The organism is Streptococcus suis (assembly GCF_046032515.1).
In the GTDB taxonomy this organism is placed as follows: Bacteria; Bacillota; Bacilli; order Lactobacillales; family Streptococcaceae; genus Streptococcus; species Streptococcus suis_AL.
The window spans coordinates 13,941-33,935 of the sequence record NZ_JARQPJ010000012.1 but is presented as its reverse complement, the minus strand read 5'-3'; the positions used below and the strand labels follow the sequence as shown (position 1 = coordinate 33,935).

At 37.1% G+C, this 19,995-nt stretch carries 18 protein-coding genes and 2 pseudogenes; 14 read left to right on the top strand and 6 right to left on the bottom strand.

The window, feature by feature from the left end; translation table 11 throughout:
• Positions 1-2 precede the first annotated feature (2 nt).
• The 4 genes from P7J49_RS06660 (at position 3) to P7J49_RS06645 (ending at position 3,393) form a co-directional block, all read left to right on the top strand.
• The gene (locus P7J49_RS06660) at positions 3-473 is read left to right on the top strand and encodes a DUF669 domain-containing protein (protein ID WP_002936952.1); all 471 of its coding nucleotides are present in this window, start codon (positions 3-5) and stop codon (positions 471-473) included.
• A 4-nt stretch (positions 474-477) separates the two neighbouring features.
• Positions 478-1,284 carry a bifunctional DNA primase/polymerase gene (locus P7J49_RS06655; protein ID WP_024377128.1) on the top strand — a complete coding sequence of 269 codons (807 nt, stop codon included), beginning with the start codon at positions 478-480 and terminating at the stop codon, positions 1,282-1,284.
• Positions 1,259-2,812, top strand: a complete 1,554-nt coding sequence (locus tag P7J49_RS06650; protein WP_029876106.1) for a DNA primase family protein — start codon at positions 1,259-1,261, stop codon at positions 2,810-2,812. Before P7J49_RS06655 ends, P7J49_RS06650 begins: the two co-directional genes overlap by 26 nt.
• 251 nt (positions 2,813-3,063) lie before the next feature.
• Positions 3,064-3,393, top strand: coding sequence for a VRR-NUC domain-containing protein (locus tag P7J49_RS06645; RefSeq protein ID WP_024377126.1), 330 nt, complete (start codon positions 3,064-3,066; stop codon positions 3,391-3,393).
• Here the strand turns inward: P7J49_RS06645 and P7J49_RS06640 are convergent.
• Together P7J49_RS06640 and P7J49_RS06635 are read right to left on the bottom strand one after the other, a co-directional pair.
• The gene (locus P7J49_RS06640; RefSeq protein ID WP_408570114.1) at positions 3,335-4,666 is read right to left on the bottom strand and encodes a hypothetical protein; all 1,332 of its coding nucleotides are present in this window, start codon (positions 4,664-4,666) and stop codon (positions 3,335-3,337) included. The two genes, P7J49_RS06645 and P7J49_RS06640, sit on opposite strands and share 59 nt — an antisense overlap.
• 485 nt (positions 4,667-5,151) lie before the next feature.
• Positions 5,152-5,901: a MurR/RpiR family transcriptional regulator gene (locus tag P7J49_RS06635; RefSeq protein ID WP_408570112.1), complete on the bottom strand. Its 750-nt coding sequence runs from the start codon at positions 5,899-5,901 to the stop codon at positions 5,152-5,154.
• Positions 5,902-6,187: 286 nt separating this feature from the next.
• Between P7J49_RS06635 and pfkB the strand changes: the two genes are divergently transcribed.
• The 4 genes from pfkB to lacD all read left to right on the top strand — a co-directional run bounded on the left by pfkB (position 6,188) and on the right by lacD (position 9,990).
• The gene (gene pfkB / locus P7J49_RS06630; RefSeq protein WP_032534262.1) at positions 6,188-7,135 is read left to right on the top strand and encodes a 1-phosphofructokinase; all 948 of its coding nucleotides are present in this window, start codon (positions 6,188-6,190) and stop codon (positions 7,133-7,135) included.
• Positions 7,122-8,510 (top strand): PTS fructose transporter subunit IIC, encoded by a 1,389-nt coding sequence (locus P7J49_RS06625; RefSeq protein ID WP_029997660.1) that lies wholly within the window; start codon positions 7,122-7,124, stop codon positions 8,508-8,510. The genes pfkB and P7J49_RS06625 overlap by 14 nt, the downstream gene beginning before the upstream one ends.
• Before the next feature lie 11 nt (positions 8,511-8,521).
• Complete coding sequence (locus tag P7J49_RS06620) at positions 8,522-8,965, top strand: PTS sugar transporter subunit IIA (RefSeq protein WP_105096327.1); 444 nt, start codon at positions 8,522-8,524, stop codon at positions 8,963-8,965.
• Between the two features lie 65 nt (positions 8,966-9,030).
• Entirely contained in the window at positions 9,031-9,990 is a 960-nt protein-coding gene (gene lacD / locus P7J49_RS06615; RefSeq protein WP_408570109.1) for a tagatose-bisphosphate aldolase, read from the top strand.
• An 86-nt stretch (positions 9,991-10,076) separates the two neighbouring features.
• Here the strand turns inward: lacD and P7J49_RS06610 are convergent.
• The 4 genes and pseudogenes from P7J49_RS06610 to manA form a co-directional block, all read right to left on the bottom strand.
• Positions 10,077-10,375: pseudogene (locus tag P7J49_RS06610) on the bottom strand (DUF5960 family protein).
• Entirely contained in the window at positions 10,362-10,673 is a 312-nt protein-coding gene (locus P7J49_RS06605; protein WP_408570108.1) for a hypothetical protein, read from the bottom strand. The pseudogene P7J49_RS06610 and the gene P7J49_RS06605 overlap by 14 nt, the downstream one beginning before the upstream one ends.
• A 61-nt stretch (positions 10,674-10,734) precedes the next feature.
• A pseudogene (locus P7J49_RS06600) lies at positions 10,735-11,061 on the bottom strand (imsC-like protein).
• 1,051 nt (positions 11,062-12,112) lie between these two features.
• Positions 12,113-13,066 carry a mannose-6-phosphate isomerase, class I gene (gene manA, locus P7J49_RS06595; RefSeq protein WP_408570106.1) on the bottom strand — a complete coding sequence of 318 codons (954 nt, stop codon included), beginning with the start codon at positions 13,064-13,066 and terminating at the stop codon, positions 12,113-12,115.
• A gap of 176 nt (positions 13,067-13,242) precedes the next feature.
• Here manA and P7J49_RS06590 point away from each other — a divergent pair, with 176 nt between their 5' ends.
• The 6 genes from P7J49_RS06590 to P7J49_RS06565 all read left to right on the top strand — a co-directional run bounded on the left by P7J49_RS06590 (position 13,243) and on the right by P7J49_RS06565 (position 19,994).
• The gene (locus P7J49_RS06590) at positions 13,243-14,550 is read left to right on the top strand and encodes an extracellular solute-binding protein (RefSeq protein ID WP_172008877.1); all 1,308 of its coding nucleotides are present in this window, start codon (positions 13,243-13,245) and stop codon (positions 14,548-14,550) included.
• 61 nt (positions 14,551-14,611) lie between these two features.
• On the top strand, positions 14,612-15,490 hold the full coding sequence (locus tag P7J49_RS06585) for a carbohydrate ABC transporter permease (RefSeq protein ID WP_408570104.1): 879 nt from the start codon (positions 14,612-14,614) through the stop codon (positions 15,488-15,490).
• Positions 15,491-15,493: 3 nt separating this feature from the next.
• Positions 15,494-16,321: a carbohydrate ABC transporter permease gene (locus tag P7J49_RS06580; RefSeq protein ID WP_408570102.1), complete on the top strand. Its 828-nt coding sequence runs from the start codon at positions 15,494-15,496 to the stop codon at positions 16,319-16,321.
• Positions 16,322-16,348: 27 nt separating this feature from the next.
• On the top strand, positions 16,349-16,942 hold the full coding sequence (locus P7J49_RS06575; RefSeq protein WP_408570100.1) for a hypothetical protein: 594 nt from the start codon (positions 16,349-16,351) through the stop codon (positions 16,940-16,942).
• Positions 16,926-19,151, top strand: a complete 2,226-nt coding sequence (locus P7J49_RS06570) for an alpha-galactosidase (protein ID WP_408570098.1) — start codon at positions 16,926-16,928, stop codon at positions 19,149-19,151. Before P7J49_RS06575 ends, P7J49_RS06570 begins: the two co-directional genes overlap by 17 nt.
• A gap of 129 nt (positions 19,152-19,280) precedes the next feature.
• A complete protein-coding gene (locus P7J49_RS06565) occupies positions 19,281-19,994 on the top strand; it encodes a GntR family transcriptional regulator (protein ID WP_105096314.1) in 714 nt (237 codons plus the stop codon).
• The last annotated feature ends 1 nt before the right edge of the window (position 19,995 follow it).

Sequence of the window (19,995 nt, the reverse complement as noted above, 5' to 3'; positions counted from 1 at the left end):
GAATGGGACTTTTTACAGTAAATTATGAAGCAGCAGAACAATTTTCATCTATCGAAGACGGAACTTACGAAGTATTTATTTCACATGTGGAGCAATCTGCAAGTAAAGGTGGCACCGACTTCTTGGATATTCGCTTGAAAATCCGTGAGGACTTCCAGCAGAAGTTCCGCAACAATCTTATCTTTGACAAGATTTGGATCAACAAAGAAACCTTGCAATACCCTGAATTTGCTCTTCAGCGTTATGCTAAGGCGGTAAAATTGCCTGAAAACATTGAAATTCAGACCGTGGAGCAGTTTTTGAACCTTATCAAGGGTAAGAACTTGAAAGTCACGGTTAAGAATGAGCAGTCTGAATACAACGGTAAGACCTATGACAACCTGAATATCAAGAAATACGAGCAATCAGAATTGCCACCAGTTGCTGTCCAAGCTAGTCAGCCTGTTGTGGATGACTTAGATTTGCCATTCTAAGACTATGGCAGGAATGGTAGAATACGCCTTGCACTATGCTCGCCTTGGTTTTTCTGTCATTCCGATTGATAAGAAGAGCAAACGGGCCATAACAGCGTACAAGGATAAGACTTTTTCAGAATTAGAAATCAAGCGTCTGTGGCGTGATAACCCAGATGCCAACATAGCTGTAAAAACAACGGATTTCTTTGTTATTGATATTGATGTTCGAGATGATGTGGATGGCTATTCCAGTTTTGAAGAATGGGAATTGAAACAATATATCCCTGCCACTCTACAGGCGACAACGCCGAGTGGTGGCAGGCATATATTTCTCAAGAAACCTAAAGGTGTTCAAATTAGTCAAGATATTAAGGTTCGTCCAGGAATTGATATCAAAGCCCACCCGAACAATTATGTCTTGGTAGCACCTAGCAACAATCCCAAGGGAAAATATGTCTGGGATCAGTCTGTCGAAGAGATGGCAGAGGCTCCGATGGAGCTGTTGGACATCTTACAAGCAGAGAAGAAACCAAGCAAAATCAATTTTATAACTAAATACAACCCAGAATACAGCAGTAAAACAGCTAAGCTATTTGAACAAATTGTTTTCGGTTTGGGTGATGAAGGTGGAAGAAACAATAATCTAGCTAGTTTGATTGGCGGGTTATTGATCCGTGGTGTTGATGAGGAGGCAGCTTATATGTTAGCAAAAATAGCTAATCATTACACGCCAAGTCCTCTATCTCAGCAGGAGGTAGATAGGACATTTGAAAGTATGTTAAGAAAGGAGCTTGATAGGCGAAGTGGTATTGGATATAGCGAAGATTAAAGCAGAGTACGAAAACGTCGTTCCACATCCAGCTGTCTACGAAAAACCGACCGACTGGCGTGAGATTCGTCTGGCCTGTCGTGATTACAGAAACGACTGGCTGGAAAAGGCTAAGTGGAAAGAAACGCAGTATGGAACCATGGAAGAAATAAAAGAGCCACCGAAACGCTTGACAGAGTTAGCTGTTGCGGAAGGTTTGGAACAAATCCTATATGTCATCAACCTACCGAACGACAGGGTGGCGGTTTATGATCCTGACGCTGGTTATTATCATAAAGACCCATCTTTTGCTTACAAGGTTATCAGATTGTTAGAACCTACTTTTACCGAGACACGGTCCAAGAACGTACTATTCATGTTAGCAGCAACCAAACGGAAATATCTATATGATGGATTCTCATGCGATTTTTCTATCGGGGATTACCAGGATCCGAAACGTTTCATTCTGGTGAAAAACGGTATTTTTGACAAACAGTTGAAGAAGATGTCGGGTTTTACCCATCGGTTCGTGGCATTTTCAACCATTGAGACAGAGTATGATCCGTTTGCGGCATCACCAAACATTGACGGTTGGGATGTAGATAGTTGGTTACTGGATTTGATGAGCGGTGACGAAGACTTGGTTCATCTCTTATGGCAGGTTATTTCAGCCAGCCTAAATGGGAACTACTCGTACAGGAAGTCTATCTGGTTTGTCGGTGAAGGAAATGACGGTAAGGGTACGGTCCAACAATTGATTACAAATATTGTCGGTATCCGTAATGTAGCAACCTTGAAACTGAATCAGTTTTCGGAACGTTTCGCCTTGTCAATGATTGAAGGTAAAACTGTTATCATCGGGGACGATGTGCAGGCTGGTGTTTACATTGATGAATCGTCGAATTTTAACAGCGTCGTGACTGGTGAGCCAGTATTAGTCGAGGAGAAGAATAAGCAACCTTACTCGACCGTGTTCAAAAAAACCGTCATTCAATCAACCAACGAATTGCCGAGGTTTAAGAATAAAACCAACGGAACCTATCGGCGTTTTCTTATCATCCCCTTTCGGAAGACATTTTCAGCCAAGGAAGATAATTGGCAGATTAAGGATGAGTACATCAATAGGGATGATGTGAAACAGTATGTGTTGAAAAAAGCCCTTGAGTTAAACTTCACACGATTCAGCGAGCCACAGGCAACGCTGGATGTCTTGGAAGAATTTAAATCTAGCAACGATACAGTTAAAGCGTTTATTGACGAATGGTTCGGAACATTTCAATCCGAACGCCTGCCGGTCCGTTTCTTGTGGTGGTTGTATCAGGAGTGGTGCAAAGAAGAAGGGATTACAAAAGTGGCTAAAGGAAAGTTTGAACGTCAGCTCATAAAATTACTCCCTGCAGAATGGGAGAAGAAAAGAGCAAAACCGACAAGGAGATTCAAACCATCGCTGGATGTTCCTCGCAGATATACAGGTTTTTATTGGGATAACGATAACGACCCTAACACGACTGCAGTTTGTCTTGATAAAAAGTTACTGGTTACTGATTAGGTTACCGAACTTTTATAGATAGGTAACCTAGTCAAACCCTTGATATTACTGAGTTTTTGATAAAAAAGTTACCGGTTACCTATCTTCTCTTATTATTTATTAAATTATAAATATATAAAATATATATAAATAGAAAATAGGGGGTAACGGGTAACTTTTAGGGGTGGAACAAGGGCTAAACCCTTGATATGACTGGTTTTTTGGAGGTTATCTATCTTTTTTCGAGATGTGTAACCTTTAGTAGGAAATATATGGAAAAAGAACATAAAATACAAAATGATATTCGAGTTGGTTTGACGGAGGCTGGTTGTCTGGTCTTCCGTGCCAACGTTGGCAAAGTCCGTACGTCTGATGGACGATACTTTGACACAGGTCTGCCAAAAGGTTTTAGTGACTTATTTGGATTTAGACAAGACGGACAAATATTTTTCATCGAAGTAAAAAACGAAAAGGGTCGTGTACGACCAGAGCAAGAGAAATTTATCGATCGAATGCAAAAGTTCGGCGCCTTAGCCGGTGTGGCTAGGAGCGTTGAGGATGCGATGGATATCGTAGGAGGAAAAGCAAATGGAACAATTTAACAACGTAACCAAACCAAAACATTACCAAGGTAAGTATGGTATACCTTTTTATTTGTAGAACATATACTAACCCATTTGTTTTTTGGATAGGTACTGATAATGATTTTTTTGTATTACTAATATAACATAGAAATTTCCAAAAATAGTTTAACAATAGCAACGTTTGCCATGAGATCATTTCGGATAAATAATATTCTTTGATATCATTTTGCTCCATACTTTTTTTTAGAAACAATCTAATTGTTCGTGCTTTATTTTTGAGATTATCTAAGAATGATAATTTCAAATAGATGAATATTTCTTCATCTAATGTATTAACTGTTATATGCTTTGTGACATTATTTATCAGATTAATTAAGTATTTATCTATATAATCATATGATTGATTTTTGTGATAAAAAAATTCTAATTCCTCATCTGTTTGTTTAATAGATTCGTTAATTAAATTGATATAATTGTTGAAAGCTTTTCGCCCTTCCTGTTTTAAAAAGTTAATAATATTTTCGTCATGCAGGTCAGCTAGAATATTTGTGTTAAGTGCGTTGGTAACTTTACTTTTCTTTAATGTTATTTCTAACCTATATATTCTGAAAGTGAAATTTTTAAAATCTTTTAAATAGCCATCGTTAATTAATTTTGCGGTTTTATCATATAACACATATTTTTGAAATTTTCCAACGCAAGATTCGATAATGTGATAATCCTCGCTATCACATTTTATATCGTAACGTTTTAAATTTGGTTGTGGATCATTAATGAAGCAACGAAATAAAAGCAATCTTGTTTGTAAATGTATACGATTCAAACTTGCGAATGTAAAAGCAATTTCGATTTCCTTGATAACGATGTTTTTTCCTGATGGGGTTTCTATATTTATTTCAATATTTTTGGAAATTTCAAAAATTAATTCTAGAATTCTATTTTGAATTTCGAGAATAGATGATGTACGGATATTTATATGTTCAGTAATCAAATCGATTGTAACCAAACCTTGACTTGAATTTGAATCCTCCTTATCGATTGTAATTTTTCCAAATTCATTTGATTTTAAAGTTAGTCTCTTTATATTTCCAGATTGATGATAGTTGATATACAAAGTTGTATTACGCCAATTCAATTTTAATATGTTACTGTTGAAATTATTCAAAATATAGATATCGGATGTAAATTGCAGTGAAATTGCATCTATTCCAACGAATCCTGGAAAAGCGGAAAAACTTTTCTCGATTTCTTGAAGCGTTACAAAATTATTAGTTTTATTTTTTGTTGACATAATTCTACCTTTTTTATTCAACAGTCATTATGCCACAAAAGGAACTCAACGAAGGTGAATTTGAGGAATTTTTTGCAGATTACTGAAAAATAAATTATATTTTTCCTCATTCAATGAAGACAATAATATAATTGTTTCCACTGTTTTCAAGTGATTGCAGTATATATAATATTTTTTAGATATCTAAAAACTTAATTTCTATAACAATTACAAATTAGTTAGATGATTACGATGGTAATAATATTATTTACTATAAATTGTTTGAAATGCTATTGTTGCTTTCAAAAAAATATCCATTAGAAAACATTCTATTTTAAAATATTCTAATTGTTTACCAACTACGAATTACGTGGAGTGTGTTGCTCTGCTCGTAAAAGCCTATAAAAAATTTATATGAAAATGACCTGATTGTTAGTCAGGTCATTTTTTCATATACTGATTCCAATATTGGGAGTTTTAATGTTTTGTATTGTAATAGTAGAGGTCTATTTTTGATTTGCAGCTAAAGTATCTAATAATAAACGCCCAATAATGTAAAGTGGAAGGCGTGAATGTACTTCTACATCTGGGAAGTATGTTAACTCTGTTTTAAATCCAAAAAGCTTTATCTGAGTATAATTTGATAGGCTACCTGAGGGGTTAGCACTCAGGAGTATAGTAGTGGTATCGTTCTTTTGACAAATTTTTGCAGCATCTTGTAATTCAATCGTTTCTCCATTTAAGGATACAAATACCACACAATCATTTGTATCCAATCTGGCACTTACAGTACGGATAATGTTTGGGTCTGTATGAAGTTCTGTATAATACCCCAGTAAGAGAAATTTTGTTTGCATCTCAGTAGCAAGTAATTCAGAAAATCCTCTGGCAAAAATAGTAATTTTCTTTGCAATTTGTAGTTTTGAGATTGCCATTTCTAATGTTTCTAGGTCAAGTTCATTAAGAGTTTTTGTAACTTCTTGATAACTCTTTAATACGGAAACTTTGATTTCGTCTGTAATTTTTTTATCTTTGAGTATGGTTAAGCTATCCTGTTTTCTATCTTTTACATCGTGCTTAAAATCAGAAAATCCAGTATAACCTTTTTTTTGTAGTGTTCTGGTAATAGTAGCAGTTGAAACATTTAATAATTCACTAGCTTCCGAAATGCTAAGAGTAGAGATCTCTTTAAATTTGTTATTAAGATGTGTCCAGGTGTGTTTTTCAGTTTCAGTCAAATGTTTATTGATCGCCATTATTATTCCTTATGCTTTATGAATTTTTTTAATCTCAAAAAGGGAAGAGCATCTTAACATGTAATCATCATTAAAGAAACTACAACACACAAAATTAGATGAAGTTGCTTTCTTAAAACTGATATTTTTTGCTCATTAATATCTATGATTTTCAGTTTGCCTTTATTGAATTTTCGGATGGCCTGTAAAGTAAATTGTTACAAAATCATTAGAATATTAGAAAACAGTTACATTTTAAAAATGTTATTATTATTATAACAAAAAAAGTATGAAAGGAGAACAAGGTGTGGGTATCTATACTTTAACAATGAACCCGGCTATCGATATGTTTATCAAAACAAGTCAACTAAAAAATAACATCGTTAATCGAACTTTATACGATGAACTGCAACCAAATGGAAAAGGTGTTAATGTCTCGTTTATACTAAAGATGCTAGATATTCCAAATACAGCTTTGGGGTTCAGTGCAGGTTTTACGGGACAGTACATCAAGGATGAGTTACTTGCTAAAGGGATTACCGAAGAGTTTATTGACGTAGATGGAATAACTAGAATTAATGTGTTTACACAGGTTCTAGAAACATCAGAGGAATATAAATTGGTAAATAAAGGTCCAGAAATTTCCCCTTCTGCTCAAGATGCTCTATTAGAAAAAATTCGATTGCTAGGTTCAAATGATTATTTAGTTATTTCAGGAAGTTTTCCTAGAGGAATTGATTCCAGTTATTTAGTTAAGATAGCTGAGATAACAAATGAAAAAAACGTATCTTTAATTTTAGATATTAGTGATCCAGTTATTCTCACTTGCCTAAAGTATAAGCCATATCTGATTAAGCCAAATGATGAAGAGATTGCACAATGGTTTGGAGTGCATGATATATCAGAAGATGAGATTTTAGTATATGGGAAATCACTTCAAAACTTAGGTGCAAGAAATGTACTGATTTCTTTAGGTGGTAAGGGGGCAGTTATGTTAACGGACAGTGGTGAAGTATTTACTTGCAACGCACCGAAAGGAGAAGTGGTAAATACTGCTTGTGCGGGAGATACTACTCTTGGTACTTTTTTAGGTTCAAAAATATTGGGTCTATCAACTGAGGAATCCTTAATCAAAGCAGTTGCTGCAGGCTCTTCGACAGCATTTAGAAGTGGACTAACGGATTTTTCAGATGTCGATGAATTAAGTAAACAAATATCGCTAAAAAATGGAGGTAAAGTAGATGGCTACTTATAAATTGATTGCAGCTACTGGTTGTCCAACTGGTATTGCACATACATTCATGGCTCAAGAAGCACTTGAGCAAGCGGCTAAAGAGCGTAACGTTTCTATCAAGGTAGAAACTCATGGTCAAATTGGTATTGAGAACGAATTGACAGCTGAAGAAATTGCAGCAGCAGATGCGGTTATTATTGCAGCTGACAAGGATGTAAACGCAGAACGCTTTGCAGGGAAACGTGTCATTGAGACTTCAGTTGGTGAAGGTATTAAAAATGCTTCTAAATTGATTGATGATGCTTTATCTGGTAAAGGTGTTGTGAAAACAGGTGAAGCTATTAAGCAAGAAACTCCATCAGCAGGAAATGAGAGTTTTGGACGTCAAATCTATAAACATCTAATGAACGGTGTATCTCACATGCTTCCATTTGTAGTTGCAGGAGGAGTTTTGATTGCCATTTCATTCCTATTTGGTATTTTTTCATTTGACCCAAATAGTGAACAATATAATCCTTTTGCTGCTATGTTGAAAAATGACATTGGTGGTGTAGCAATGGGCATGATGGTTCCTGTTTTATCAGCCTATATTGCCGAATCTATTGCTAAGCGTCCTGGATTTGTATCAGGTCTTGTCGCTGGTTTGATGGCCGCAAATGGAGGATCGGGATTCTTAGGTGGTATCGTTGGTGGTTTCGCTGCTGGTTATATTGTTTTGGCTCTAATGAAACTATTTAAGGGATTACCAAAATCATTAGATGGTTTGAAAGCTATTTTCCTATATCCATTGTTCGGTGTTTTTGTTACAGGATTATTTATGGTGGCAGTGAACTCTCCAATGACATGGGTAAATGAATCTATGATGGCTTGGCTTGCAGGATTTGAAAATGCCAATCCTATAATTCTTGGAATTATTATTGGTTGCATGTCTGCTTTTGATATGGGTGGTCCAGTAAATAAAGCAGCGTATGTAACAGGTACAGCCCTTTTAGCACAAGGAAATACTAGCTTTATGGCAGGTGTTTCTGCAGCATGTATTGTCCCACCATTGACTACTTTTGTTGCTACAACAGTATTCCGTAAATATTACTCTGATGAAGATTGCAATGCAGGTCTTGCAAATTTAATCTTAGGTTCTACACATATCACTGAGGGGGCTATCCCATTCGCTGCAAAAGATCCACTCCGTAATCTACCGACGTTGATGCTTGGGTCATCAATTGGTGCAGTGTTAACTTATCTTTGGGGTGTAAAAGTACCTGCTCCACATGGTGGATTCTTAGTCTTACCTGTAGTAACAAATGCTGGACTTTGGGTGTTAGCAATTGCAATTGGAGCTATTATTTCAGGATTACTTCTAGGATATATTCAAAAAACTAAAATTGAAAAGGAATAAGAGGTACATTAATGATAGATAAGAAATTAGTACTAGTTGATGTGTCTGCTTCATCAAAGGAGAGTGTGTTCGATTGTTTATCACAATTGGTTTTTGAACATGGATATGCAACAGACATTGTCTTAGTTAAAGAAGCACTTCTTGCAAGGGAAGATGAAGGTACTACCGGAATGATGGATGGTTTTGCCATTCCACATGCTAAATCTTCTGCAATCACAAAACCTGGCGTAGCTGTATTGAAATTAGCTAATGGTGTTGAATGGCAGTCAATGGATGGTCAACCTATCACTTCAGTTATTGCACTATTTATTCCGGAAACGGAATCAGGTACCACTCACTTAAAATTTTTATCAAAGATTGCTCGTTTACTCATGAAGACAGAGTTCAAAACATCTTTTACAAATGCAAATAGTGTAGAGGAAATTGTTGAGCTATTGAAGAAACACTTAGTGTAATCAACTTTATCTCCTGACGTATAGAGTAGATGTCAGGAGATTTCTTTATTTAGAAAGGAATAAAAATGGTAAAAAATCTATCTAAGTTAATGACAAAGAATGGCATTATATCAGCTCTTGCTTTTGACCAACGTGGCGCCTTGAAAAAAATGATGGCAAAACATCAGACAGAAACTCCAACTGTAGAGCAAATGGAAAAGTTGAAAACTCTAGTATCTGAAGAATTAACACAGTTTTCTTCTTCTATTCTTTTAGATCCTGAATTTGGCTTACCAGCGTCACACGCCCGTGATGAACAATGTGGCTTACTTTTGGCCTATGAAAAAACTGGCTATGACACCAACTCTACCAGTCGTTTGCCAGATTGCTTAGTAGAATGGTCTGTAAAACGACTAAAAGAAGAGGGAGCAGATGCTATCAAGTTCTTACTCTATTATGATGTTGATGGAGACCAATATGTCAACCTTCAAAAACATGCCTATATTGAACGTTTGGGTTCAGAATGTCAGGCAGAAGGTTTGCCATTCTTCTTGGAAATTTTGAGCTATGATGAAACGATTGAGGACAATACTAGTGTTGAGTTTGCTAAAGTTAAACCTCGAAAAGTAAATGAGGCTATGAAAGTATTTTCGGATGAAAGATTTGGAGTGGATGTTCTCAAGGTAGAAGTACCTGTGAACATGAATTTTGTAGAAGGCTTTGGAACAGGGGAAGTCGTCTATACAAAAGAAGAAGCAGCTGAATATTTCCGTCAACAAGAAGCATCAACTCATTTGCCATACATTTATCTAAGTGCAGGTGTTTCTGCTAAGCTTTTCCAAGATACTCTGGTGTTTGCACATGAAGCAGGTGCTAAATTTAACGGTGTTCTCTGTGGTCGTGCAACATGGGCTGGATTTGTGCCAGTTTATATTGAGCAAGGGGAAGAAGCAGCACGAGAATGGTTACGAACTGTTGGTCGTGAAAATATTGAGAGCTTAGATAGAGTATTAACTCTTACAGCTAGTTCTTGTGCTGAAGGATAGCTAGAACTATTCTAGGAGAAGTTTCTGAGTACTTTAAAATAACTAAAATTCATGTTATAAGAAAATAGGAGCATTTTTATGAGCTCCTATTTTTGTGTTAAGTATATTGTTGTTTTCTTGTAAGAATAGCGGTAGATTAGCGGATTTTCATCTATGGTACTTACCTCAAAAATGAAGAAGTGAACGCGATTATCTCTAGCCTTTTCCTTATTTAGGACAAAGTAATTCTTACGAGAAGTTGCATTGTTTTAAGGATATCATCGGTCAGGAAGGTCAATGGAATATTCATACTGGAGTAGCGATAGAAGTCACGTTCAAAATCTTGGTAGCTCTCGCTATAATAGTCCATTTGTAGGTGATTACGCTGAAACTCAAGCTGATTCATAGAGCACCTCCTCAACAAGTTCAATACTTATAATATCTTTCAATTTTAGATTGATGTGACCGGTTTGAGTTTTTATCAAAATAAAATCCTTATTCAGACTTGGTATTGTTCCAGTGTAGAAAACACGTTTGTTTTTATCAATTACATCAATGCGCGCTGTCAGCTGTCCTGCATACACCTGACTTAGGAGTAATAATTTCTTCTCTAGTGATAAATCAGACATATACGTTACTTTGTCTGCATCGTCAGTGAGTGCTGATGTATGCTCAGATAGGAAAAATCCTATCCATTTTTGCATCCTGGTACTCTCTTGCTGACTGAAATGGTAAGTATAAACGGTCAATCATATCAAATCCTTTCTAAGCAGACACAACAATATTTTTATTAAGTTGAATCTTAAACCCTTGAATTCCCCCACCTGTGTAATGTTCTTTAAAGCGATTGATTACCTCGGTATAGATCATCATAGATGAGCTTGTTGTCTAAATGCTAAATGTAAATTCCAGTGGTAATCGATTTTCAGATTTAGCATGTACTAGTCGTATCGATATTTCAGTTGTTTTATGTTTTCTCTAGCGAAGTATTGAAGATGCTGTTTCAACGACTCCGTGTAATATCCTTTCAATCACTTCAATATCATTACATCCTTTGCTATGGATTTCTGAAAATTGTACTGTATTGATAATTAATAAATGAAAGTGGAAACTAAAATTTAAGAAGTCTCCACTTTTTTCTATTTTTTTACTGTTCAATAACAATATCTTCTGCAATTAATGTTTCAAAATTTACTATTTCTTCATTAACAAGCTTTTCCGTCGATATCGGTAATGCATAGACATATGAATAGCGATTTTATGAAATACTTAGTTATCCATTATTTTATAGATACTAAGATGGATGGTTAAAGTAATCCATCTTTGAATAAAAATCGGATATGTATGAAGTCTATTAATAATCGAAAAAGGGTCTAAATTTATACAGTCCATGTTTGACCAATAAATGGACAAAGTAGAACTCCATTTTAATTATTATGAAACTGAAAATTTATGCTCGATTGCCCGAATGACGGGCAACAGCGGGGTGCTTTGCTATTCCCCGCTGGCCTAAGTTCGATATTTTTGAGCTGTAAGATAAACAATTGGCTTCGATTCAAGATAGCATTTTGTTACTTTTTGCCAAAAAATAACGTTTTTGTAGTTTTGACAGCCCTGTGGTCCATCAAAACTACAAACGCTCTCCGAGGGTCTTGCAGACGGCACATTCGCCCTAAGGACAAAAAAACAACATCCTCAAATCACAAGGACATTGTTTAGAAATTATCTGCTACAATAATGAGCTGTAATACTTTATACAGTCCTCAAGCAGCTTTGAATTTAATTGAAAAAGAATTCAACAGGCTATGTACCTTTTTCGCATAAAAAAAGCGTCTTCATGATTATTACACAATCAAAGTAAGGAGCTTTTAGAAATTTTATGTGTTAATAGAAAACACTGTGGAATTCAATGGCTTCTATATATCAAAAGAATTTTTGATAAACTAATTTGAAAATAATCTATAAAATTACGGAGAAGATAGACGAATAATTGCCAGTGATAATATATAGCATTTTTAGTAATTTTCTATATTAAAACCAGTCCTCGTTATTCAAGGGTTGGTTTTATTATCTAGCAAGACATGAGTCAATAATTAGTTGAAGCACAATGCGTCAGTTGACAGTACTCTAGTGTGAGATGAGTTTATAATTGATTTTTGTTTGCGTGACTGGCTATTAATTCTAGTTGTCCGGTAAAGGACCAGTCTGTTACATCGGCTGGTAAGATAAAGTGGGTTCCTTTTTGAAGTGGGTAGCTGGTTTCACCGACTTGGATGGCACCTTCCCCTTCGATGACACTGACAAGCAGGTAAGGAACTGTCTGTTCCATTTTAATTTCTTGCTGGATATTCCATTTATATACGGTAAAGAAGGGATTGGCAACCAGAAGTGTCGAGTCAAGATGATCGATTTTAAGCTTGGCAGGTGTTGAATTGGCAACTGGACCAATTGTCAGCACATCAATCGATTTTTCAATGTGTAGTTCACGGAGGTTGCCTGCATCATCACGGCGATCAAAGTCATAGACACGGTAGGTTGTATCGCTAGATTGTTGGGTTTCTAGTATCATGATACCTTTACCGATGGCGTGCATGGTGCCGCTTGGTACAAAGAAGAAATCACCCTTTTTGACGGGTACATGGGTCAACAGCTTGTCCCAATCTCCAGCTTCGATTTGTTGGCGGAGTTCTTCTTTGGATTGGGCATTGTGGCCATAAATGATTTCAGCCCCGTCCTCGGCTTCTAAAATGTACCAACATTCTGTCTTGCCCAGTTCGCCTTCGTGAGCCAAGCCATAGCTATCATCGGGATGGACTTGAACGCTAAGCCAATCATCTGCATCAAGGATTTTGGTTAATAATGGAAAGACATCATCTGTTGGATTGCCAAATAAATGTTTTTCATTCTGATAGAGGTCATCCAGGCCTCTTCCTTTATATTGACCGTTTGAGACAGTTGTTACACCATTTGGATGGGCTGATATGGCCCAACACTCACCAGTCTTTTCACTAGGAATATCGTAGTGGTAGTTGGTTTTCAGACGTTGACCACCCCAAATTTTTTCGTGCATTACAGGTGTGAGAAACAAGGGTTCCATATTTTTCTCCTTCAAAATAAGAATTCTACTATAAAAGTATAACAGATTTTTCACAAAAAGTTAAAAAATTTTATAAAAAGTATATATTTTTAAATAAAAGTATATACTTTTAAAAAGCCTTGTGTTATAATGAAAGCGTAAACAAATGCAAAGAAAAAATAATGGAGGAGAAATCTATGAAAAAAGCATTGTTTAAATTTGGTGTCACCGCAGCAGCAGCTGCACTTGTTTTAGCGGGATGTGCTAGTGGAGGCGGAAGTAGCCAAAGTGAGGATGGAAAAGAAACCATCACCTTTATTAACCACAAGACAGACTGGGAGGGAAATGGTAAATGGGATGAATACATTGCTAAGTTCAATGAGAAATATCCTGATATCACTGTAGAAGTTCAAACCATCACGGACTATGCTGGTCAGATGAAGACCCGTATGAATTCCAAAGAGTATGGCGATGTTCTAATGATTCCAGGTGATATTCAACCGCAAGATTACGCAACCTTCTTTGAACCGATGGGAGACAAGGCGGAGTTAGAAAAGACCTATCTCGGTTTGAACGATCGTTCATTTGAAGGAGTTTCATACGGTATTCCGAGTCAGATGAATGCTACTGGTATGGTAGTAAATATGAAGGTATTTGAAGACGCGGGTATAAAAGAGTTTCCTAAAACTCCTGAAAGCTTTCTAGCAGCTTTGAAAACCATCAAGGAAAAGAACAATGATGTAGTTCCACTTTATACCAACTACGCAGCTGGTTGGACGCTATCAAACTGGGACTTTACTCGTGCTGGAGCTGCAGGGGATGTAGATTTTACTAACAAAATGACGTCTGATACTTCGCCATTTGACCAAGAAGATACAATGGGAACAATTTACAAGCTTTTGTATGATGTAGCCAAAGAAGGTTTGATTGAAGCAGATCCAACAACAACTGACTGGGAACAATCAAAAGTTGATTTATCAAATGGTAAGATTGCGGTCATGGTCTTGGGTAGCTGGGCAGTTCCACAAATCCAATCAGCAAATCCAGATAATGCATCAAACATTACTTTCCAAGCCTTTCCAATGACTGCATCTGATGGCAAACAATATATGCCAGTTGGTGGAGACTATAACTATGGTATTAGCGTTCATTCAGAGCACAAAGAAGCAGCTCGTAAATTCGTAGACTGGATGGTCAACGAATCTGATTATGCCAAAGATAATGGTGGACTTCCAACTGTAAAAGGTGCAGATTATCCAGAAGCATTGCAGGCAAGTAAAGAAGCTGGTGTAGAATTGTTTGAAGAAAATCCAGCACCAGAAGGAAAAGAATCACTCTTCAGCGATATTAATAACCAATCTGAATTGGGTATTGGTACAACTGACCTTGAAAAACAACGCATCATTGATGCTGCAGTAGGGAACTCTTCTGAGACTTACCAAGATATTATGAAGGATTTCAACACTCGTTGGGCAGATGCCATTAAAGCAGTTGCTGGCAACTAAGAATAGTGGTGGGCTGGTTGGAATTCTCTAACTGGCCCACTAGTTATTTGAGGAGGATCTTATGCTTAAGATGAAAATGAGTCAAGCGGCTGAAAAGCGTCTATTGATTTTCACGTTTACAATTATTCCTGTGCTATTATTGTTAACATTTTCTTATTATCCCTTGGTGAAAATGTTTCAATATAGTTTAACCAATTGGAATGGGTACTCTCCCAATCCGGATTTTGTCGGTTTGGACAATTACAAGACCATTTTAACAAAACCTGCTTATTTTACGGTTTTTAAGACTAGTTTGTATTACTTTATTGCAACTTTCTTCCAGTTGGGAATTGCACTTTTGTTTGCGACAATCTTATCTTTCAAGGTAAAATTCGCTAATTTTTGGAAGGGAATTCTCTTTTTCCCTTATCTTTTAAATGGTGTTGCGATTGGTTTCATCTTTTTGTATTTTTACAAAGGCGGAGGAACCTTGGATACGGTTCTTGAGATGTTAGGCTTGGGGAATCAGATTCAACTTTGGTTGGGAAATCGAGAAATTAATAATATTTCTCTTGCCTTTACCTCTGTTTGGCGCTATACAGGCTTTAATTTCCTTGTTTTCCTTGGTGCCATTCAATCCATCAATCCAGAGATTTATGAAGCGGCAGAAATTGACGGTGCCAATCGTTGGGACCAGTTTATCTATATTATTTTTCCAAGTATCCGAAATATCATCTTTTTGAATATTATTCTTGGTGTTAGTGGCTCACTGAGTGTATTTGACATTCCATACATTATGACAGGTGGTTCAAACGGCACTACAACCTTCGTGATTCAAACAATCGATACAGCCTTTAAGTATAACAAGGTTGGTTTGGCTTCTGCTATGGCCATTATTCTCTTGGTCATTGTCGTAGTAGTGACCTTGGTGCAACGCTATGCTACGCAGGAAAGGAAATAAACGATGAGAAAAGAGAAATTGACAATTGGCAAGGTCTTCCAATACCTTGTCCTCATTCTAGGAGCAGTCGTTGCACTGTTGCCCATCTTGGTTGTGTTTATTGGTTCCTTTAAATCAAACAATGAATTTTTGAGCAGCAATGTCCTCGCTCTTCCTAAAACCTGGGATTTTTCAAACTATAAAACAGCCTTTGTCAATGGACAGATGCTTTTGGGTTTTAAAAATACGCTGATCATTTTTGTGGCTAGTATGATTGGGAAGTTGACCTTGGCGTCCATGTTTGCCTATGCAATGAGTCGCTTTAATTTTAAATTGAAGAAAGTGATTCTCGGTCTTTTCATGATTGCTATGTTGATTCCAGGGATTACCAGTCAAGTAGCAACCTTCCAAATCATTAATTCCCTTGGCTTGTTTAACACTATTTGGGCTGTTATCTTGTTGAATTTGGGAACTGATGTGATCTCAGTTTATGTCTTTATGCAGTATTTAGATGAAATTTCAATTTCATTGGATGAATCAGCCTACCTTGATGGAGCAAGTCACTTTGGGATTTTCTGGAGAATTATTCTGCCAAACTTAAAGGCCCCAATTGTGACCATGTTGATTATCAGTGGTGTAGGTGTCTATAATGACTTCTATAGCCCGTTCTTGTATATGCCAGATCGGAATTTGAAGGTGATTTCAACAGCCCTCTTCGCCTTTAAAGGGCCATATGGTACTAACTGGCCAGTCATTCTAGCAGGTGTTATTATTGTTATCTTGCCAATTTTAATTGTATTCTTGTCCCTCCAAAAATACATTTACAATGGGGTGGCTGGTTCTGTTAAGTAGTCAATCATGTGATAGAAAGGAGGACTCATGGAGAAACAATCTCGTTTAATTGCAACCATCAATGGAGTCTATGTCTTGGCTAAGGCCTCAACCTATTTTTGGTGGGGCTTGGTGAGAAGAGGATTCGTTTACGGTTGGTACGGTGCCTTGGCAACTTGTTTGGCACTATATGAAAGTTCACAGCCCTATTATGTGAGTTTAAAAGAAGTGGATTATCTTCCTAAAGAATCCAAAGTTTCAGAGATGCTCATTTCTTCCTTTACGACCTTCGCTTTTCTATTATCCCTAGTCAGCTGGTTTGGTTTGCTTCAAAACTATTCAGACCAGCTCTTGCTAGGCTTTCTTGTGGGAAGTATGTTTTGGCTAGTATTGATGGTTTGGCTTCCCTATTACCATAGAGTAGCTGGCCCTCATTTTAAAATGAGTTTGGCAATGAGTTTGCACTTGATTTCTCGCAATCTCAATGATGTAGCTGTGCAAGGCACCATTTTAACTCTTCTATTCTATCTTGCCCTTACAAAACATCTCCTTGTCTGGTTTTTCATGCCGGGTATCTATTGTCTGGTTCTTACAAAAATCAGTCAATTAAGAAAGGAAAAAAAGAATGATACGGGTTCATGAACAAGACTTATATTTTCATTTAAAAAATGACCACATTTCCTATGTTTTTCGGGTGATGGAAGATACAGGAATACTGGAACATCTCTATTATGGCGCTTCAATTGCTGATTATGATCAGTTCGACTGGCTCTTAGAACGAGAGATTCGGCCTGGAAATAATCTGGTGGCTGGGAAATTATTGACTTCCCTAGAACATATCAAGCAAGAGATGCCCGTTTTTGGAACGACAGATTTTCGTTATCCAGCTCTTGAAATGACCTATCCAGACGGAGACTCTATCAGTCATTTTCGCTATCAAGGATATAAGATTTTTGATGGAAAGGTAGCCCTTGAGCCCCTGCCAGGAACTTTTGGGGAAGAAGAGCAGGTTCAGGTTTTGGAGGTTTATCTGAAGGATGATTATTCGGATGTTTATCTGACCTTGCGCTATGCCATTTACAGAGATTTGCCTATTATAACACGTCAGGCTATTTTACGAAATGGTGGTCAGCAGGAGTATTCTGTAAAACAACTGGCTAGTCTGAACCTAGACCTCCCCAATGAACAGTATGAGTGGCTTCACCTAGATGGAGCTTGGGCGCGTGAAAATCATCTATCACGTGAAAAAATTCATCGGGGAATTCAACATGTTTCCTCCACGCGTGGAGCTAGTAGCCATGTTCACAATACTTTCCTTGCTATTTGCCAACCGCAAACGACAGAGAGTCAGGGGCAGGTCTATGGCTTTGGTTTGATCTATAGTGGAAATTTCCGTGCCCAAATAGAATTGGATAATTATGACCGACTACGAGTCCAATTAGGCATCAATCCTTTTCAGTTTCAGTGGCAATTGAAACCAAATGAAATGTTTGTTAGTCCTGAAGCTGTCATGGTTTTTAGCGAAAATGGATTGACAGGTATGAGTCAGGCCTTTCATCATCTTTTTAGAGAGCATCTTATTCGGAGTTCTTGGAAAAATAAACCTCGTCCAGTTCTCTTAAATAGCTGGGAGGCAACCTATTTTGATTTTGATGAGAAAAAGATACTTAATATTGCAGAGGCAGCAAGGGAACTAGGAGTAGATTTATTTGTCCTAGATGATGGTTGGTTTGGCAATCGAAATAGTGATAAGGGTTCCTTGGGGAACTGGGTTGAAAGCCACGAAAAATTACCAAATGGTTTAGCCAGTCTTGGCCAAAAGATTCATGCAATGGGACTTCAATTTGGTTTATGGTTTGAGCCAGAGATGGTTTCAGAAGATACTCCTATATATCGTGAGCATCCTGATTGGATCATTGGACATCCGCAGAAAAATATTTCACAAGGTCGAAACCAATATGTCCTCAATTTTGGGAATCCCAAAGTGGTTGATGAGGTTTATAGGCAGATGGATGCCATCTTGCAGGAGGTTCCGATTGATTATCTGAAACTTGATATGAATCGCTATATATCAGAGGCCTATTCTTCTGACTATTTGCCAGACCAGCAGGGAGAGCTGGCTCATCGCTATATTCTGGGTGTCTATGATTTGTATAATCGCCTAAGCAAGAATTATCCACATATCTTGATTGAATCCTGTGCGGGTGGAGGAGCACGATTTGATGCTGGTATGCTCTATTACAGTCCGCAAATTTGGACTAGCGATGATACAGACGCAATAGAACGATTGGCTATTCAGACCGGAACTTCTATGCTTTACCCACTGTCTAGTATGGGCAGTCATGTTTCAGCAGTTCCCAACCATCAAGTTGCTCGTGTCACATCCCTCGATATGAGAAAGAATGTAGCTTTCTTTGGTATGTTTGGTTATGAATTAAACCCTCTGGCGTTGACCGAAGAGGAAAAAGAAGAAATCAAGCAGCAAATTAAAGAGTATAAATCCCATCAAGGGTTGGTGATGCAGGGAGATTTTTACCGCCTAGAAACAGGCGATAGTAACCGAGTTGCATGGATGGTTGTGAGCCAAGATCAATCAGAGGCTTTAGTTGGGCATTTTCAACTTTTAGCCCAGCCGAATCCGACCTATCAACGCTTGAAATTAAGAGGATTAAAAGCAGATGTTTCTTATAAAGTACAAGAAAAACAGTCTGAGACACTTCGCTTTGGGAGAGATTTGGAAACGATCGGCCTATTATTGAACGAAAATTATCTAGGCCGTGAAGTGGAGTACTGGTCTAGAGTGATGCTAGGCGACTTTTCGTCTAAATTATTTTATTTAAAAATGGTCTAGACAAGAATTCGGTCACGAGTAGGTATATAATAAAGTAAAGCGTTTTCGTATTTTCTGTTTGACAATCAATCCATTACATGAACTGCTGTCTTGGTTTGTTAAGCTGATAATGATTAGAAGGAGGCAATCATGGAAAAGTATAATGTGATTGCAAATGATGTTAGAAGAAAAATTTTAGATGGTATTTATAAAGCTAATGACCAGCTTCCTTTTGAGAAGGATTTGTGTGAGGTTTATGAAGTTAGTAAAATGACGGTTAAGAAAGCCTTGGACATTCTTGTTGCAGAAGGGTTAATTATTAAACGTCGGGGGGCTGGTACGTTTGTCAAAGATTTATCAGTAGAGGATATGGAGAAGATGGTAGTAGGCAGTCAAATGATTGGTACTTCTGCATATTACCCAACTCGTACAGTGACCAGTAAGGTTTTGCATTTTGAAATAATTGCCGCGTCAGAAAAAGTAGCCAATAAGCTCAATATTCCAATTGGTAGTTTTGTTTATGACATTGAACGTGTCCGGATATTAGATGGAAGTCCACTAGTTATGGAAAATACCTTTATGCCTGTTTCAGTCATACCTGATTTAAGGTTGAAAAATGTAGAAGAATCTATCTATGAGTATATTCAAGATACCTTAGGGATGAAAATTCAAAGTGCTCACCGCAATATTACAGTTCGCAAAGCATCTGATTCTGAAGTAACACATTTAGAATTAGAACAAGGAGATCCTGTTGGTATAGTGGAACAAATTGGCTTTTTATCTAACGGGACAACCTTTGAGTATTCTATCAGTACCCATCGCTATGATACCTTCAGTATTGAAATGATGATTCGACAAGATTAGG

What these genes read in the sequence shown, in the direction of transcription:
- lacD (WP_408570109.1), top strand. Translation starts at nt 9,031, where the DNA reads ATGGTAAAAAATCTATCTAAGTTAATGACAAAGAATGGCATTATATCA.
- P7J49_RS06580 (WP_408570102.1), top strand. Translation starts at nt 15,494, where the DNA reads ATGAGAAAAGAGAAATTGACAATTGGCAAGGTCTTCCAATACCTTGTC.
- P7J49_RS06635 (WP_408570112.1), bottom strand. Translation starts at nt 5,901, where the DNA reads ATGGCGATCAATAAACATTTGACTGAAACTGAAAAACACACCTGGACA.
- manA (WP_408570106.1), bottom strand. Translation starts at nt 13,066, where the DNA reads ATGGAACCCTTGTTTCTCACACCTGTAATGCACGAAAAAATTTGGGGT.
- P7J49_RS06605 (WP_408570108.1), bottom strand. Translation starts at nt 10,673, where the DNA reads ATGCAAAAATGGATAGGATTTTTCCTATCTGAGCATACATCAGCACTC.
- P7J49_RS06655 (WP_024377128.1), top strand. Translation starts at nt 478, where the DNA reads ATGGCAGGAATGGTAGAATACGCCTTGCACTATGCTCGCCTTGGTTTT.
- P7J49_RS06660 (WP_002936952.1), top strand. Translation starts at nt 3, where the DNA reads ATGGGACTTTTTACAGTAAATTATGAAGCAGCAGAACAATTTTCATCT.
- P7J49_RS06620 (WP_105096327.1), top strand. Translation starts at nt 8,522, where the DNA reads ATGATAGATAAGAAATTAGTACTAGTTGATGTGTCTGCTTCATCAAAG.
- P7J49_RS06625 (WP_029997660.1), top strand. Translation starts at nt 7,122, where the DNA reads ATGGCTACTTATAAATTGATTGCAGCTACTGGTTGTCCAACTGGTATT.
- P7J49_RS06585 (WP_408570104.1), top strand. Translation starts at nt 14,612, where the DNA reads ATGCTTAAGATGAAAATGAGTCAAGCGGCTGAAAAGCGTCTATTGATT.
- P7J49_RS06640 (WP_408570114.1), bottom strand. Translation starts at nt 4,666, where the DNA reads ATGTCAACAAAAAATAAAACTAATAATTTTGTAACGCTTCAAGAAATC.
- P7J49_RS06575 (WP_408570100.1), top strand. Translation starts at nt 16,349, where the DNA reads ATGGAGAAACAATCTCGTTTAATTGCAACCATCAATGGAGTCTATGTC.
- P7J49_RS06590 (WP_172008877.1), top strand. Translation starts at nt 13,243, where the DNA reads ATGAAAAAAGCATTGTTTAAATTTGGTGTCACCGCAGCAGCAGCTGCA.
- P7J49_RS06570 (WP_408570098.1), top strand. Translation starts at nt 16,926, where the DNA reads ATGATACGGGTTCATGAACAAGACTTATATTTTCATTTAAAAAATGAC.
- P7J49_RS06645 (WP_024377126.1), top strand. Translation starts at nt 3,064, where the DNA reads ATGGAAAAAGAACATAAAATACAAAATGATATTCGAGTTGGTTTGACG.
- P7J49_RS06565 (WP_105096314.1), top strand. Translation starts at nt 19,281, where the DNA reads ATGGAAAAGTATAATGTGATTGCAAATGATGTTAGAAGAAAAATTTTA.